We start from the raw sequence: 15,059 nt of genomic DNA, 5'->3' as shown, positions 1-15,059 counted from the left end.
GGCTCTGGTGCGGCCCTGGGTGCGGGCCCGAGGGCTACTTGAGCTGGTCGGCGGTGTACTGCCCGCCGTCGACCAGCACCTTCTGGTAGTTCTCCTTGTCGACGCTGACCGGCTGCAGCAGGTAGGCCGGGACGACCTTGACCCCGTTCTCGTACTGCTTGGTGTCGTTGACCTCGGGCTTGCCGCCGGTGAGCAGGGCGTCGCCCATCTGCACCGCGACCTTGGCCAGCTCACGGGTGTCCTTGTAGACGGTCTGCGTCTGCTCGCCGGTGATGATGGACTTCACCGAGGCCAGCTCGGCGTCCTGGCCGGTGACGATCGGCAGGGCCTTGCCCGAGCCGCCGTAGCCGACACCCTTGAGGGAGGACAGGATGCCGATGGAGATGCCGTCGTAGGGGGAGAGGACCGCGTCGACCCGGGCGGAGGTGTACGACTTGCTCAGCAGGTTGTCCATCCGGGACTGGGCGACACCGCCGTCCCAGCGCAGGGTGGCGACCTGGTTGAAGCCGGTCTGACCGCTCTGGACGACCAGCTTCCGCTGGTCGACGTAGGGCTGGAGCACGCTCATCGCGCCCTGGAAGAAGAAGGTGGCGTTGTTATCGTCCGGCGAGCCGGCGAACAGCTCGACGTTGAACGGGCCCTTGCCGCTCGCGAGGCCCAGCTTGTCGACGATGTAAGTGCCCTGCAGGACACCGACCTTGAAGTTGTCGAAGGTCGCGTAGTAGTCGACGTCCCCGGTGCCACGGATCAAGCGGTCGTACGAGATCACCGGGATCTTCGCGTCGGCGGCCTTGTGGAGGACGTTCGTCAGCGAGGAGCCGTCGATGGCGGCGACCACCAGCAGCTTGGCGCCCTTCGTGATCATGTTCTCGATCTGCGAGACCTGGTTCTCGACGACGTTGTCGCCGTACTGCAGGTCGGTCTTGTAGCCCTTGGCCTGGAACTGCTTGACCATGTTGTCGCCGTCGTTGATCCAGCGCTCCGACGACTTGGTGGGCATCGCGATACCGACGAGACCGCCCTTGGCGGCACCGCCGCCCGCGCCGTCGCCCACGCCGTCGCCCACGCCGTTGGCGCTCTGTCCGCAGGCCGTCAGGGCCAATGTGAGGCCCGCAGCAGCGAGGCCCGTCAAAACCTTCCGCACTATTCCTCCAGGGGTATGCCGCGATCGGCGCGACCTCGGCAGGGGCCTCGGTTCGGGTCGAGCGGGGGTCGAGCGCCGGCCCAGGGCGGGAGGGGGCCGGTTCGCTCGGGGGTCGATACGGCCGACCGGGCTGCGGGGCGAGTGAACCCCGCTGGAGGCCCGGGTGGGTGCCGCTCTGGGCTGACGTCACATGAGTGTTAACGCTCACAGAAACTGCGTCAAGGGTCCGGTGGAGATCATCCTTGGGTATGGCGCGGGTGTGGCCGGGGGGCGCGGCGGTGGGCTTGACGGATGAATTGTTAACGCTAACAATCAGCGAGCTGTAACGGAGCGTCCGGTGCGTAAGGCATTCCCGAGCCGTTCAGGCCGCCGTCCCTGCCCCCGGGGGTAATACGGGTGCTTGTGGGCGAACCTGCGCTGCGATTCGTGCGCGGCGGACAGGGTCCGAGCCGGTCGGTCGGCAAGCTTTCGGTCGGCGCCGGTTCTGGCGGAACGCTGCGAACCGATCAGGGGTCCCATGTCCACAGAGGAGAACAAGCGGCTGGTCCGGCGCTTCTACGAGGAGATCGACAAGGGCAACCTGGATGCCATGGACGACCTCGTCGCCGAGGACTACGAGGACCACTCGCCCCCGCCGCTTCCTGTATCCGCTGTCGGCCGCGAGCGCCTCAAGCAGACGTTCCGCATGTTCTGGGAGGCCACACCCGGAACGCACGAGATCGAGGAGCAGATCGCGGAAGGCGACAAGGTCGTCACGCGTCTGACGGCCCGTGGCGTCCACGAGGGTGACCTGCCCGGCATCCGCGCCACCGGCAATTCCCTCACGATGACGGCGACGGTCGTTCACCGCATCGAGAACGGCAGGCTCGTGGAGAAGTGGTCGAACAAGGACGATCTCGGGTTGCTCCAGCAGCTCGGTGTCATCCCACCGCCCGACGCCGCCCCGCAGTAGCCCGGCCGCGACCGGGCCGGCCGGCCCGGCGCCCCGGGAACAGACCGAGGCGAACGCCCCGGGCGATCGTCCCATCGACCCTGTCCGCGCGATCCTGGCGGACACCACCCTCACCCCGTCGGGGATGACGTGGCCTGGCCCTGGCTCCGCCGGCGTGAGCGCGGCCGGCAGCTCGCGGGAGAGGCGGAGACGGCGGTGGCCGTGCTCCAGCAGTTCACCCGCCGCGGTCCCGGTCACGGCCCGGCTTCCGGCCGTACCGCGATGCGGCCGCAGCTGCTCGGCGACCGGCCCGGACAGCGTGGTCACGGCGGCTCCGATGCCGGTGGTGCCCAGCTCGCTGGTCCACACCGATGCCAGAGCCGGCGCCGCCGCGCCGAAGCCCACCGCCCCCGAGGTAGGCCGGACAGCCGCGCGGCCGTTCCCCGTACGAGCAACACCGGCATGCCGCCCCCTACACGTCCCGCCGTCGGTCCCCGTTCTCACCCGCGCGCGCCGATTCGGTCCCCCGGGCCGCGGAGCGGTTTCCGGGCCACCTCGCCGGCTGCATCCCGGACGCCCCGAGCACCCTGGACACCCTGGATCGGCATGCGGCGGCTCCGGAGGAGGCCGGCCGCGCGGGCGGGGCTGGAGGAGCGGGGGTGAGTCGGCGAAGATGTCACTGTCACCCGTCACCGTCGGGGTGCGCGCGAGCGAGCGAGGAGCGTCCTGCCGATGTCCAGTTCCGGTTCCCGCAGGCGGCCGCCGACGATCTCCGACGTCGCCCAGGCCGCCTCGGTGTCGCGGACGACCGTGTCCCACGCCCTTCGCGATCGTCGTCGAGCCCGGCGAGGACGACGCGGCGGTCGCGCAGCTGCGTGAGCGGGACCTGCCTTACGTCGCACTCGGCCGCGAGGTGGCGACGGGTACGGACGCCCCGTACGTCGACCTGCGCGGCGGCCTGGTCGCCGAGCTGCTCCTGGAGCACCTGCGCGAACAGGGGGCCCGCCACCCGGCGCTCGTCATCGGCGCCGGCACCCGCCACTCCACCGTCGACGCCCGCGCCGCGTACGAACGCGCCGCCGCCGAGCGGGGCTGGGCTCCCCTCGTCGCCACCGCTGCGGAGGAAGGCGGCGAACAGGCCGGCTACGACCGCTGCGCGGCACTGCTGGCCGACCATCCCGAGATCGACGCCGTCTGCGCGCTCGTGGAGGCCTTCGCAGTGGGCGCCGTCCGCGCGATCCGGGACAGCGGCCGGCGGGTCCCGGACGACGTGATGGTGGTCACCCGGTACGACGGGCCGCGGGCCCGTACCTGCGAACCGCCGCTCACGGCGGTCGACCTCCAGCTGGACCGGGCAGCCACCGACGCGGTGGAACTGCTCCTCGCCCGCCTGCGCGACGAGGACACCGCCGTCGCGGGCACGCCGGCGACGGCGGCGCCCGAGCCCCGCGTCATCGTGCGGGCCTCGTCCCTGCGTGTTACGGCATCACGATGAGCACCATGCCGGAGACGAGGGCGAAGACCAGGACGAGCGGGCGCATCCTCGCGGCGTCGACACGGTGGTGCGCCAGTCGGCTCAGCCACGCCTCGACGGCCAGGGCGGGCAGCAGCAGCGCGGCCCAGCCCAGTTGCGCCGGGCTGCCCTGGCCGGTCCCGCTCCCGCGACGGCCACGCCGTCGATGGTCATCGTGAACTCGGTCAAGGTGTGTCCTCGTGTCCAGCCGACAAGGGGTTCGTCGGGTGCGAAATATGACGTCGTGCTCATGACGTCGTACTGGGGCATGCAAGGCCGGAGCACGCGCTCGGGCCGTTGACCGGCCGGCCCGGCTCGCCCTGGGGCCCGGTCACTTGGTGGCGAGGCTCGGTTCCGCCACGGCCGCGGTCTTGCGGCTCTGCACGCTCACGAGCGTCAGGAGGAATGCCAGCAAGGTGATGCCGGCGGCCGGAATCCCCAGCCACACCGGGGAGATCCACTTCTGGAAGAGCCCGCCGAGTGCTCCGCCCAGGGCGATGCCCAGGTAGATGGCGGAGGAGTTGAGCCCGAGCAGTACGGGCGTCGCGGCGGGTGCGTGGGCGACGAGACGGTGCTGCTGGAGGACGGTCGGTACGCCCACGAGCACACCCCACACCGCCGCCCAGACGAAGGTGGTGGCGAGGTTCTCGATGGCCGGGCGGGCGAGCAGCAGAACGACGGTGAAGACCAGGAGGCTGCCCAGCAGGAGCCGCTGCGCCGGGTAGCGGTCGGACAGACGGCCGGCCAGCAGGTTGCCGCCCAGCACCCCGATCCCGTACACGAACAGCACCCAGGTGAGCGTGGTCTCCGAGCCGCCGGTGGTCTCCTCGAGAGCGGCTCCGACGTACGTGTACAGGAGGTACGCGCCGGTCAGGACAGCATGGTGACGGTCAGGGTGCCGAGCACCCAGCGCTCCTTGAGCGGTTCGAGCCGGGCGCGGAACGTCGTGGACGGGAGCGTGATCTTCGGCAGGGCGAAGGCGACGCCGAGAGCCGCCACGACGCCCAGCCCGGCGACGGCCCACAGGGTCACGTGCCAGTCGCTGCTGCCGATGAGGGTGCCGAGGGGAAGGCCCACCGCGCTCGACAGCGTCAGTCCGCCCAGTACGAAGGCCAGTGCCCGGCCGCGCTGTTCGGGCGGGCTGACCACGGCTGCGGCGCTCGATGAGGTGGAGGTGATGATGCCGGCGCCGGCCGCGGTGATGATGCGGGCCGTCATGACGGTGGCGTAGGTGGTGCCGAGCGCCGTGGCGACGTTGCCGATGGCGAAGACGACGAGGGCGATCATCAGCGCCTTGCGGCGGTCCATGGAGCTGGTGGCCCAGCCGAGGACGGGAGCGGCGATGGAGAGGGTCAGCGCGAAGGCGGTGACCAGCTGTCCCGCCTGGGGGACGCTGACTTGGAGATCGTCGGCGATGGAGGGGAGGAGTCCGGCGATGACGAACCCGTCGGTGCCGACGGCGAACGTCGCGAGCGCCAGAGGGAATAACCGCTTGTACACGATGCGCTCTTTCCGCTGCTGAGGGTGAGGGGATGGCCTCGAGAGTGGCAAAGTAGCAAACAGGTGGATGGTTGTCCACGTATCCAACTGTGGGCTACCGTGGGGCCATGACGTCACAGACAGGCCGGCGATGCGCGAGGTAACCCAGCCGGCGGCCGCGGAGATCAAGCTCGTCGAGGTCTTTCACGCCCTCGCGGACCCGGTACGCCTGCAGATCGTCGCCCAGCTGGCCGAGAAGGGCAGGGACAGCTGCTCCGGCGTGGGTGAGAGCATCGACCTCCACAGGACGACGATGTCCCACCACTACCGGGTACTCCGCGAGTCGGGGGTGACCTGGACCGAGATGGAGGGCCGGACCCGATACGTCAGCCTGCGGCGCAAGGATCTCGACGCCCGTTTCCCCGGCCTGCTCGACGCCGTACTGGCCCAACTACTTTGATCCACCGGCTGGTTGACCGTCCCGGATGAGGTCTGCGGCGCGCTCGCCGAGCATGACGCAGGGGGCGTGGGTGTGACCGCGCGGGACGTTCGGCAGTACGGAGGCGTCCACTACCCTCAGCGCGTCGACTCCGCGCACCCGCAGATGGGCATCGACCACGGCCAGGTCGTCTTCCCCGCCCCCCATCCGGCAGGTCCCGACGGGGTGGAACAGCGTACTGGCCTGGGCCCGCACGAGCGCCGCCAGCGCACTGTCGCTCAATCCCCGCGCCCAAGGAGCCCACGGACCGCTCACCAGAGGCCTCAGCGCCTCGGTGCCGAAGATCCGTTCGGCGAAACGAGCTCCGGCCATCAGCCTGCGTACGTCGGCCCCGGCCGACAGGTACCGCGGGTCGATCCGGGGCGGGCTGGTGGGATCGGCGTCGGTGAGCGTGAGGCGGCCCCGGCTCTCCGGCTGGAGCAGGACCACCGCGGCGGTGAGGCCGTCGGCCCCCGAGGGCTCGTCCTCGGTGAAGGCGACGGGCGCCCAGATCAGTTCGAGGTCGGGGGCGCCCGGCCCGCCGTCGGCCCGGAAGAACGCGACGGCTTCGGCAACGTTGGAAGTGAGCGGACCGAGCCGCTCCTCCTCGTACCGCCGGCGGGCCGCGGGCGTGTCCGCGTGCGCCAGACGGACCGGTTCGACCGCCTTCATCACGATGTCGAGAGCGATGTGGTCCTGCAGGTTCCGGCCCACCCCGGGCAGGTGGATCCGCGGCTCGATGCCCACTTCGCGCAGCGCCTGCGCGTCCCCGATGCCGGAGAGCATCAGCAGCTGAGGGGAGTTGACGGCGCCCGCGCACAGGATGACCTCGCGCAGCGCCGTCAACCGCCCGTCGGCGAACTCCACGCCGGTCGCCCGTCCGCCCTCCAGAAGCACACGGTGGACCTGTTTCCCGGTGAAGACGGTCAGGTTGGGCCGGTTCGCCGCAGGACGCAGATAGCCGTCGGCCGTGCTCCACCGCGCGCCGCGCCACTGGTTCAGCGGGGTGACGGCGCTGCCGGTGTGGTCGGGTCCGCCGAGGCCGCCCGGCACCGGTTTCAGCCCCAGCTCCTCGCACGCCCGCAGGAAGTGGGCGGTCGTGGGGTCGGGGTCCCGTGGCGGTGAGATCCGAAGCGGGCCGGCGTCGCCGTACGTCGTCCCGTCCTCGGGCGGGCCGGTCCAGCGCTCGGCCTTGCGGAAGTACGGCCGTACGGCGTCCCACGACCACTGGGGGCCTGCCGCGCGGCCCCACTCGTCGTAGTCGAGGCGGTGGCCGGGTATCCACATCTGGAAGTTCGTCGAGGACGATCCGCCGAGCACCTTGCCGCGCGGCCAGTCGATCCGTCTGTCGTCCAGGCCGGGCTGGGCCGTCGTCCGGTAGCCCCAGTCGTGGGACGAACCCAGCAGCGCCATGGAGCCCATGGGGATCCGGAAGTCCGGGTCGGTGTCGGGCCCGCCGGCCTCCACGAGCGCGACGCGCACCGCGGGATCCTCGGACAGCCGGGCGGCGAGCACGGAGCCCGCCGAACCCGCGCCCACGATCACATGGTCGAACTCCTGGATCCCGGTCACGTCCGCTCCTGGTTCAGCAGAACGCGCAGCTCACGGTGCCCGTTGGAGACGAACGACTCCATCGGCCGGACCGGGGCCGCCAGGCTCATGTCCGGGAAGCGCGCGAAGACCGCGGGCAGGGCGAGCGTGACCTCCAGGTTGGCCAGCGGGGCACCGATGCAGCGGTGGGCTCCGTGGCCGAAGGAGATGTGCTCGCGGCGCGTGGAGCGGGTGATGTCGAAAGTGTCCGAGGACTCGCCGTGGACGGCGGGGTCCCGGCCGGCAGCCGTGTAGGAGATGACCAGCGCATCGCCCTTGGCGATCGTCAGGCCCTCCAGCTCGATGTCCTCGACGGCGAAGCGCATGGGCAGATTGGCGATCGGCGCCTCGTACCGCAGCGTCTCCTCGATCACGTCCTCCCACGCCGCCCGGCCCTCCCTGACGAGGCGCAGCTGGTCCGGGTGAGTCAGCAGACAGTGGATGGCGTGGTCGATCAGGTTGACCGTCGTCTCGTGGCCGGCTCCGATCATCAGCAGGATGGTGTCGACCAGCTCGAGCTCGCTGAGTCCCGCCGACTCCTCGCCGTCCCGCGCCGTGATCAGAGCGCTCACCAGGTCGTCACCGGGCGTCTCGCGCTTGTGTGCGACCAGCTCGCCGATCAGCGCGTACAGCGCTCGCTCGTTGGCGAGCACGTCCTCCAGGGAGGCGGAGGTGAGGAACATGTCCCCGACCATGCGGAACAGATCGTCGCGCATCCGGTCGGGGATGCCGAGCAGCTCACCGATCACACGGATGGCCAGTGGGTAGGCGAACCCGGCGCGGATGTCCACCGCTTCGCCCTGCGAGGTCGCTGCGACACGGTCCAGGAGCTCGGTCACGATCGCTTCGATACGTGGCCGCAGGACGGCGGTGCGGCGCGCGGTGAAGGCCTTGGCGACGAGCCTGCGCAGCCGGGTGTGGTCGGCTCCGTAGGAGTTGAGCATGTTGCGCTCGGACACCCACTGGGCCAGCGGCCAGGTCGCGGCGAGCTCGCCCTCGCCCTTCTCCCAGGCCGGCCAGTGCAGGTTGGCGTCCCTGGAGACCCGGTCGTCGATGAGCAGCTGGGTGGACAGGGCGTGGTCGGTCACCATCCAGGCGGCCACTCCCCCGGGCAGCTCCGCCCGGACCACCGGACCCCGCTCGCGAAGTCGCCGGCCTTCGCCCTGGATGTCGCTGCCGGTGCCGTCGACATGGAACGGGCACGTATTCGTATCAATGGTCATCGGGGCACTCCCCCATTACCTGCGCTGCGGCGCGCAGCCCTGATTCGATCGCTCCGTCGACCCAGCCGCTCCAGCCGCTGGCGATGTCACTGCTGGCGAAGGCCAGTCGGCCCACGGGGCGCTGGATGGCGCGCAGGGTCCGGGTGAGCTGGCCAGGCTGTTTGAAGGTCCAACCACCCCGGGCGTACGGGTCGTTGCCCCAGTCGTGACCCTTGGCGGCCAGGACCTGGGCGCTCGGGTCGAACCGCTGCACGGCGGCCTGGAGCTGCTGCCGGTTCGACACGTCGAGTCCCGGGTCGATGCTGAAGCCGTACGCGAGGTACCCCTCGCCCAGGGCGTGGGAGGGCACGATGGTCGAGAGGGGTGTCCCCTCTTCGCCGCGGGCGTAGGCCAGGCCGTGGTCGCCGCGTATGTGCAGCCAGACCTTCTTGGCCGTGGGCGCGCCGATGGTCGCGGCGGAGGCGCCGCGGTACTGCTCGGGCAGGACGGGCGAGAAGGCGATGTCCTTCCAGACGTTGACCGGGACGGCCACGACGACCTTGGCCGCCTGGTGGGTGGCGCCGCCGCGCGTGGTCACCCGCACCCGGTCGCCCGTGTCCGTGACGGAGGCGACGGGCGAGTTGAGGACCAGGTCCGCGCCGGCGTCGGCGAGCATCGCCCGGATGAGGCCGGCCGTGCCCTGGACGAGGCGGTAGGAGTACACGCCGGCGAACTTCTGGTAGTTCCAGTCGGAGAGGGCCCACCACTGGGCCATCTGCGTCAGCGCTCCTCGGGCCGACCCTCCGGAAAAGTGGATGGTCTGCCGGGTGACCTTGCCGGTCTTCAGATCGGTGCGGTGCCGGTGGATCTTCACTGCCTGGACCAGGTACGGGAAGTCCAGGCCGAGTCCAGTGACGGTGAGTGCGCGTATCGAGCGGGTTTCGCGGCGGCCGTGCCCGTGCTCGCGGTCGTATCGGCGGGCGGTCACCGCCTTCCACGGCAGGGCTCTGACGGCCGCGTGGAGAGTCGGCTGGTTGCCCTTGACCACCATCAGGTAGTGGGCGTTCTTCTCCTCCACCAGCCATCTCGCGTGCTCGCGCTGAGTGTGGAGGGCGCAGCTCACACACCCCGACACCCCCGTGCCCGCACCCATGCACTGAACTGGTCACTCTGGCGTCGTCGCCGCCAAGCGGTGGCCCGTCACTGCCACTACCGTCGCCGCGGGCACTCCTTCGAGGGGCCAGCGGGCAGAATCCGTCCGTGATGCAACCCTGCCCGCTACACTCCCACCGCTCGACGTTTCCCCAGGTCAAGCCACGAAATGCTGCTGGAGTACTAGGGCCGGTTCAGGTAGGTGAGGACGGCGCGGACGCGGCGGTTGGTGTCGTCGTCGGTGATGCCGAGCTTGCCGAACATGGAGGTGGTGTACTTGCCGATGGCGCTGTCGCTGAGGAAGAGGCGGCGGCCGATGGCCTGGTTGGACAGTTCCTCGGCCATGAGGCCCAGCACGGAGTACTCGCGTTCGGTGAAAGGGCCGCCGTGCATCGTCATCGCTGTTCTGCTGAGCGCCATGGTTGGCGAAAGCGCCAGCAGAAGCACTCGTTGCGACAACCGGCACAACGGTGGAGGGCCTTGGCCGGGCACTTTCCCCGCCCGGACGGTCAGGAAGGGCGCGGACCAACGCCGTAGAGGAGGGTGTTGACGATGCTGGTCGCGAGCGCGTCGGGGTCGGGTTCGCGATCGCCGTCGGTGGCGGCTTCCCCTCCGTGCAGAGCCTCGCCGATGAGGGCGTAGAAGACGCGGCGCACCCATTCCAGGTCGGCGTCCGGGGCGATCACGCCGTCGGCCTGGATCCGGCCGAGCAGTTCGGCGCAGCGGTGCGCGATCTCCTCGTGCGTGCGCGCGGCCTGCTCGCTCTGGGCCACGGCCGGCCCGAGGGCGAAGCCCCAGGCCCCCTTGATCCGCAGCACGTTGGCGGTGGCGCGGTGCAGTGCGACCAGCGGAGGCGCGGTCTCGGGGTGTCCGTCCTCGATGGCCTCCGCGAGTTTCGATGCCGCCTCGACGGCCAGGGCGTCGACCAGAGCCTGCCGGTTGGCGAACCGCCGGTGGACGGTGGTCCGGGTGACTCCGGCCGCCTCCGCAACCTGCTCCATGGACGCGGCCGGATTCTCGGCCAGGACGCGCTCCGCGGCCGCCAGGATCGCGCGGACGCTTCGTTCGGCGTCGGCCCGCAACGGGCGGCCCACCGTCTTGCTCATGTCATACCTCCAGCCCTGTCGTACACGGAGACGTTACAGCGAGGGCGCGAGTCCTTCAGTAAATGACACAGCGATGTTGCAGATTGCGGAGTATCAGCTACTCTGATGTCACAGATGATGGGGCGTCGGTTCGGTCTGATCCAGGCTGCCCGTCCCGCGTCTCCACGAGAGCACGAGAAAAGGAGCACCACTGTGCACACCACTGCTCTGATCACCGGCGCGTCCTCCGGCATCGGTGCGGAATTCGCCGCGCAGCTCGCCGCGCGTGGCCACGACCTCGTCCTGGTCGCCCGCTCCGCCGACCGCCTGGCCGCCCTCGCCGACCGGCTCGGCGAGGCCCACGGGGTGAACGCCCACGTCCTGGTCCAGGACCTGGCCGAGCCGAACGCCGCCCACCACATCGGCGCCGAGCTGGCCGACCGCGGCCTGACCGTGGACATGCTGGTCAACAACGCCGGATTCGGCACCTGCGGCCGGTTCGAGGACATCGACGGGCAGCGCGACCACGACCAGCTGATGGTCAACATCGTCTCGCTCGTCGACCTCACCCATGAACTGCTGCCCGGCATGCTCGCGCGCGGCAGGGGCTCGGTGATCAATGTGGCGTCCACCGCCGCCTTCCAGCCGACGCCGTACTTCGCCGTCTACGGAGCCTCCAAGACCTTCGTGCTCAACTTCAGCCTCGCGCTCCGCCAGGAGTACCGACGGCGCGGCATCCGCGTGCTCGCGCTCTGCCCGGGGCCGGTTGAGACCGGTTTCTTCGACGTCATCGGGACCCGGAAGGCCGCCGTGACCGGGGCGTTCAGCCTGCCCGAGCCGGTGGTCCGGTCCGCCCTGCGCGCCCTCGACGCCGACCGGGCCTACATCACACCGGGCCTGAGCAATGCGGTGAACGCCCACCTGGCGCCCCGTCGGCCGCGCACGCTGGTCGCGGCGATCGCCGAGCGTCTCTCGCGCGGAGTCCGGGACGCGCACAAGACCCCGCAGCGGACGGCGGCGTAACGCATCACCGACCGGACGGCGTCGCCGCCAGGTTTCTGCGACGGGGCGATGGGATGGGATGGGACATCCCGTACGCCGCAGTCAGGGCTAATTCATAGTCCGGTTAATCATGTCCCGTTGCAGGTAAGGGGCAGTCCGAGCAGGTCGAGCGGGTGGGTGAAGGGTGCGTAGGAGACCTCTCGGAGTCCTGCGGCGATGCCGTGGTGGCCGGCGTCGCGGAGGGTGTTGATCGCGAGGTTCCGTAGCGTGGCCATGTTCTCCGGTCCGTGTCCGGTCCGGATCTTGGAGGCGTCCTCGGCGAACGTCGTGTCTCTGACGTGGTGGACGGCCTCGATGCCCCATTGTGCCCTGGCGATACGGCTGATGAGCTGAGGCGATGCCTCTGACGACGTCATGTCGGTGATGGCGTGGATGGTCTGCCGGGTGACCTTGCCGGTCTTCAGATCGGTGCGGTGCCGGTGGATCTTCACTGCCTGGACCAGGTACGGGAAGTCCAGGCCGAGTCCAGTGACGGTGAGTGCGCGTATCGAGCGGGTTTCGCGGCGGCCGTGCCCGTGCTCGCGGTCGTATCGGCGGGCGGTCACCGCCTTCCACGGCAGGGCTCTGACGGCCGCGTGGAGAGTCGGCTGGTTGCCCTTGACCACCATCAGGTAGTGGGCGTTCTTCTCCTCCACCAGCCATCTCGCGTGCTCGCGCTGAGTGTGGAGGGCGTCGGCGGTTATCACCGTGCCGGTCAGGTCGAACGGGGCCAGCAGGGCGGTGAACGCGGTGATTTCGTTGGTCTTGTCCGGTACTCGGAGTTGGCTGATGGTGAGGCCGGCGGCCGTGACGGCGGACAGGAGGTGGGCCGCCGGGGCGGTATCGGTGCGTGAGCCGCGGGCACTCTTGCCGTCCACCGCGACCGACTCCGTGCCGGCCGGGCCGTGTCCGAGGAGGTCGGCGAGGCCGCCGGGACACACCAGGACCAGCACCCGGCGCACGGTCGAGGGCGAGGCCGCACGGCGCACGCCAAGGGGACCCCGTGCGTGAAACCCCAGGCGGGAGAGGGTGTCCTGGGGTGCGTGGCTGGCCCACTGCCCGATAGCGAGATAGGAGCGGGCGCCGGCCAGGACCGCACACGCGGCGGTCAGTAACACCGAGGCCAGGGTATGACGCCGTCCCCGCCGCTCACGCGGATCGGGCAGGACGGCCAGCCGGGCTGCCATGCCGGGAAGTTCACGATGTTCACGCGAGGGCGACTTGATCAGACAGACGGTGGCAGACTGACGGCACATCGAAGCTCCGATGATCGGGCGACTTGGAGGTCCCCTTGATCATCGGAGCTTCGTTGCGTGCGGAACTGTCGTAGTGAAAGTTCGTCACATCCCTGTGACCTGCTGCTTCTCCCAGCAGCCAAGACTATGAATCAGCCCTGCCGGAACACCAGGGGGGCCGCGGGAAGGAACAACGGCCGGTGGAGGCCGCGGGTGAGGACTTTTTGGAGGACGAGGCCGTCGAGCCCCCAGGCGCCCGAGTGGTTGGCGACGATGACCGCTGGCCATTCGGCCGGAACGTTCTCCAACCCCAGGACGTCCAGCCGGAAGTAGTCCTCGACGGGCCAGTCGAGGAGCCGGTCCCAGGCCGTCTCACCCGCCTCGCCGAGCAGCCCCTTCACGAACCTGAGCTCGACGCCGGCCACGTGGATCACACCGGTCACGCTTTCCGACATAAATGATCCTCGCTCTCATGTTTCGAATCATCAAGAAGGCGAATTCAGACGGGATTCGAGTAAATACCCTGCCGTGGTACCTATTTGAGCACCCGGCGGCCGTGCGCCACCATGCTGCAATGGCCGTGATACCGCAAATGAGAGGTGCCGTGACCACTTCCGCGCAGGAATCCGTCCTCGACGTGATCAGCGAACTGCTTGTCGAGCAGGGCTGATGCATTCTCGGCTGGCGAGATGAGCGGTTCACCCGAACATGGCAGTAGTTAGTCGGTTTGCCCAACTGGAAATGACGAACGCGACTCCTGATGAACAAGGTTCTCGAAGCCATAGATCATGAACAGGGGTCGCGTTGGCGTGCCATCTTCCCTGATCGACGCGCTCGCACGCCACCGCGAGGACGTCGGCCTCCCATGCCCGCTTGCTGACCTGCGGACGCTGGCCCAGGTGCTGGACGCGGTGCCCGATCCGCGCCGGGTCCGCGGCCGCCGGTACCGGATCGGCTCTTTGCTCGCGCTGTGCCTGGTTGCTGTCCTCGGCGGCGCCAGATCGGTGACCGCCATCGCCCGCTTCGCAGCTGACGGCAGCTCTGAGCTGCGCGAACGCCTGAGCCTTACCTCCACCACCCCGAACACCACCACCCTCGGGCGGCTGCTGGCCCGCCTGGACGGCGACGCCTTGGACGACGCCGTAGGTGCCTGGCTCGGCCGATACGCCACCGACCCCGTTGACGAACCCGGCGACACCCTGCGCGGTCTTGCCGTCGACGGCAAAGCCGTGCGCGGCTCATCACGCACCACAGATCACACCCCGAGCACGCCACTGCCGTGTGAACTCATCAGCCCTGGAACGCATTTTCGGCCATCTACATATTCGGACGAAGTTCCCCTTTGCCTGGACGCGATGCGTTGCGTCGCCGTCCTACTGTCAGCAGGTAGATGGACTCATGTGTTTGTCGAAACCCGGAACCTTGTACACGTCGGCCCGCGCTTACTGTGCTCCTGGCACTGGTCCTCGGTCCCATCGCCCGCATTGAGGGCCTCAATGCTGATGCCCTCGGCTTGTGAGGGGAGTAACATCGCCATGCTGACCCGCTGCTCGACCACTCCCTTGTCGTTGGGCCTGAGTTGACTCGAGTAGTCGTCGACCCCGTCTTGGACGGGGGTGGCCAGGTCCGCCCTTACGGCGGTTACAGAAACCTCGATGGTTGCATCGCTCTGGACGCCGTCGGCTTTTACGTTGAAACTCAGTTTCAGATTGGACCGAGGGCCGTCGACTTTGACGTCGGTGATCGTGGGTCGCCCATTACCCCCAGCAGCATCGGCCGCGCCTAGAACTGCCACACTCAAAGCCACCATGTAGAAGACAACCCCGAGTACTAGTACGGCGGTCTCCCATAGATTGCCCCGCCGTGTGGGGTGGACGAGCAGAGCCACGATGCTGCACACAATGGCCAGGATGGCACAGAGCGAGGCCACATAAATGGGCAACGAATCGTTGTTGAGCGCGACAAACACAATGTCACTACTGAGCCCAAGTGCGGTCATGACCCCGGCGACAGTTACGAGGGCGCCAGCCAGGATCTTGGCCACGTCGTCCAGGCGCTTACCGATCCTGGCTTGGGTCTCTTCGGGAGTCGGGGCAGGTCCGCCGTCGCCGTCCATCCTTTGCACCTTTCTCACAGCCGCCCTCCTTGTCAAAAATCCAGGCAGCGCAGGGCACCACGCCACTGATCCCTAGACGAGTCATTCCGATGT

General features: G+C 69.2%; 15 protein-coding genes and 3 pseudogenes. 7 read left to right on the top strand and 11 right to left on the bottom strand.

Annotated features, from left to right (window positions below; translation table 11 throughout):
* Nucleotides 1-34: 34 nt before the first annotated feature.
* Nucleotides 35-1,144, bottom strand: a complete 1,110-nt coding sequence (gene chvE / locus J7I97_RS09010; RefSeq protein WP_308369379.1) for a multiple monosaccharide ABC transporter substrate-binding protein — start codon at nucleotides 1,142-1,144, stop codon at nucleotides 35-37.
* A gap of 517 nt (nucleotides 1,145-1,661) precedes the next feature.
* Here chvE and J7I97_RS09005 point away from each other — a divergent pair.
* The 3 genes and pseudogenes from J7I97_RS09005 to J7I97_RS09000 form a co-directional block, all read left to right on the top strand.
* Nucleotides 1,662-2,096, top strand: coding sequence for an ester cyclase (locus J7I97_RS09005; RefSeq protein ID WP_214932570.1), 435 nt, complete (start codon nucleotides 1,662-1,664; stop codon nucleotides 2,094-2,096).
* Between the two features lie 711 nt (nucleotides 2,097-2,807).
* A complete protein-coding gene (locus J7I97_RS38270; RefSeq protein ID WP_251058629.1) occupies nucleotides 2,808-2,954 on the top strand; it encodes a LacI family DNA-binding transcriptional regulator in 147 nt (48 codons plus the stop codon).
* Nucleotides 2,902-3,570 (top strand): annotated as a pseudogene (locus tag J7I97_RS09000) (substrate-binding domain-containing protein); the annotation flags it as partial. The gene J7I97_RS38270 and the pseudogene J7I97_RS09000, both read left to right, overlap by 53 nt.
* Before the next feature lie 349 nt (nucleotides 3,571-3,919).
* Here J7I97_RS09000 and J7I97_RS38265 read toward each other — a convergent pair.
* Together J7I97_RS38265 and J7I97_RS38260 are read right to left on the bottom strand one after the other, a co-directional pair.
* Nucleotides 3,920-4,444: an MFS transporter gene (locus tag J7I97_RS38265; protein WP_251058627.1), complete on the bottom strand. Its 525-nt coding sequence runs from the start codon at nucleotides 4,442-4,444 to the stop codon at nucleotides 3,920-3,922.
* Between the two features lie 14 nt (nucleotides 4,445-4,458).
* Complete coding sequence (locus J7I97_RS38260) at nucleotides 4,459-5,088, bottom strand: MFS transporter (RefSeq protein WP_308369381.1); 630 nt, start codon at nucleotides 5,086-5,088, stop codon at nucleotides 4,459-4,461.
* A 130-nt stretch (nucleotides 5,089-5,218) separates the two neighbouring features.
* Between J7I97_RS38260 and J7I97_RS08990 the strand changes: the two genes are divergently transcribed.
* Nucleotides 5,219-5,527 (top strand): helix-turn-helix transcriptional regulator, encoded by a 309-nt coding sequence (locus J7I97_RS08990; protein ID WP_214932568.1) that lies wholly within the window; start codon nucleotides 5,219-5,221, stop codon nucleotides 5,525-5,527.
* Here the strand turns inward: J7I97_RS08990 and J7I97_RS39850 are convergent.
* The 5 genes and pseudogenes from J7I97_RS39850 to J7I97_RS08965 all read right to left on the bottom strand — a co-directional run bounded on the left by J7I97_RS39850 (nucleotide 5,519) and on the right by J7I97_RS08965 (nucleotide 10,595).
* Nucleotides 5,519-7,117 carry a GMC family oxidoreductase N-terminal domain-containing protein gene (locus J7I97_RS39850; protein WP_308369382.1) on the bottom strand — a complete coding sequence of 533 codons (1,599 nt, stop codon included), beginning with the start codon at nucleotides 7,115-7,117 and terminating at the stop codon, nucleotides 5,519-5,521. The genes J7I97_RS08990 and J7I97_RS39850 overlap by 9 nt on opposite strands.
* The gene (locus J7I97_RS08980) at nucleotides 7,114-8,358 is read right to left on the bottom strand and encodes a cytochrome P450 (RefSeq protein ID WP_214932566.1); all 1,245 of its coding nucleotides are present in this window, start codon (nucleotides 8,356-8,358) and stop codon (nucleotides 7,114-7,116) included. The genes J7I97_RS39850 and J7I97_RS08980 overlap by 4 nt, the downstream gene beginning before the upstream one ends.
* Nucleotides 8,348-9,460, bottom strand: coding sequence for an FAD-dependent oxidoreductase (locus J7I97_RS08975; protein WP_214932564.1), 1,113 nt, complete (start codon nucleotides 9,458-9,460; stop codon nucleotides 8,348-8,350). Before J7I97_RS08975 ends, J7I97_RS08980 begins: the two co-directional genes overlap by 11 nt.
* Nucleotides 9,461-9,672: 212 nt before the next feature.
* A pseudogene (locus J7I97_RS08970) lies at nucleotides 9,673-9,864 on the bottom strand (response regulator transcription factor); the annotation flags it as partial.
* 134 nt (nucleotides 9,865-9,998) lie between these two features.
* A complete protein-coding gene (locus tag J7I97_RS08965; RefSeq protein WP_214932561.1) occupies nucleotides 9,999-10,595 on the bottom strand; it encodes a TetR/AcrR family transcriptional regulator in 597 nt (198 codons plus the stop codon).
* Between the two features lie 192 nt (nucleotides 10,596-10,787).
* Between J7I97_RS08965 and J7I97_RS08960 the strand changes: the two genes are divergently transcribed.
* The gene (locus tag J7I97_RS08960) at nucleotides 10,788-11,597 is read left to right on the top strand and encodes an SDR family oxidoreductase (RefSeq protein WP_214932559.1); all 810 of its coding nucleotides are present in this window, start codon (nucleotides 10,788-10,790) and stop codon (nucleotides 11,595-11,597) included.
* 107 nt (nucleotides 11,598-11,704) lie between these two features.
* Here J7I97_RS08960 and J7I97_RS08955 read toward each other — a convergent pair whose 3' ends face one another.
* Both J7I97_RS08955 and J7I97_RS40195 read right to left on the bottom strand, forming a co-directional pair.
* Complete coding sequence (locus tag J7I97_RS08955; protein WP_251051587.1) at nucleotides 11,705-12,802, bottom strand: ISAs1 family transposase; 1,098 nt, start codon at nucleotides 12,800-12,802, stop codon at nucleotides 11,705-11,707.
* 200 nt (nucleotides 12,803-13,002) lie between these two features.
* Nucleotides 13,003-13,305, bottom strand: coding sequence for a 1-acyl-sn-glycerol-3-phosphate acyltransferase (locus J7I97_RS40195; protein ID WP_214932557.1), 303 nt, complete (start codon nucleotides 13,303-13,305; stop codon nucleotides 13,003-13,005).
* Between the two features lie 17 nt (nucleotides 13,306-13,322).
* On the opposite strand from J7I97_RS40195, the gene J7I97_RS08945 reads away from it, so the two are divergent.
* Complete coding sequence (locus tag J7I97_RS08945) at nucleotides 13,323-13,520, top strand: hypothetical protein (protein WP_214932555.1); 198 nt, start codon at nucleotides 13,323-13,325, stop codon at nucleotides 13,518-13,520.
* A 118-nt stretch (nucleotides 13,521-13,638) separates the two neighbouring features.
* Nucleotides 13,639-13,995 (top strand): annotated as a pseudogene (locus tag J7I97_RS40190) (transposase family protein); the annotation flags it as partial.
* 251 nt (nucleotides 13,996-14,246) lie between these two features.
* Here the strand turns inward: J7I97_RS40190 and J7I97_RS38250 are convergent.
* Nucleotides 14,247-14,966 (bottom strand): hypothetical protein, encoded by a 720-nt coding sequence (locus J7I97_RS38250; protein ID WP_251058619.1) that lies wholly within the window; start codon nucleotides 14,964-14,966, stop codon nucleotides 14,247-14,249.
* Nucleotides 14,967-15,059 lie beyond the last annotated feature (93 nt).

This window comes from Streptomyces sp. ISL-87 (genome assembly GCF_018614095.1).
Classification (GTDB): domain Bacteria; phylum Actinomycetota; class Actinomycetes; order Streptomycetales; family Streptomycetaceae; genus Streptomyces.
Note: the sequence above shows the minus strand (reverse complement) of the source record. Positions and strands in the feature narration are given on the sequence as shown.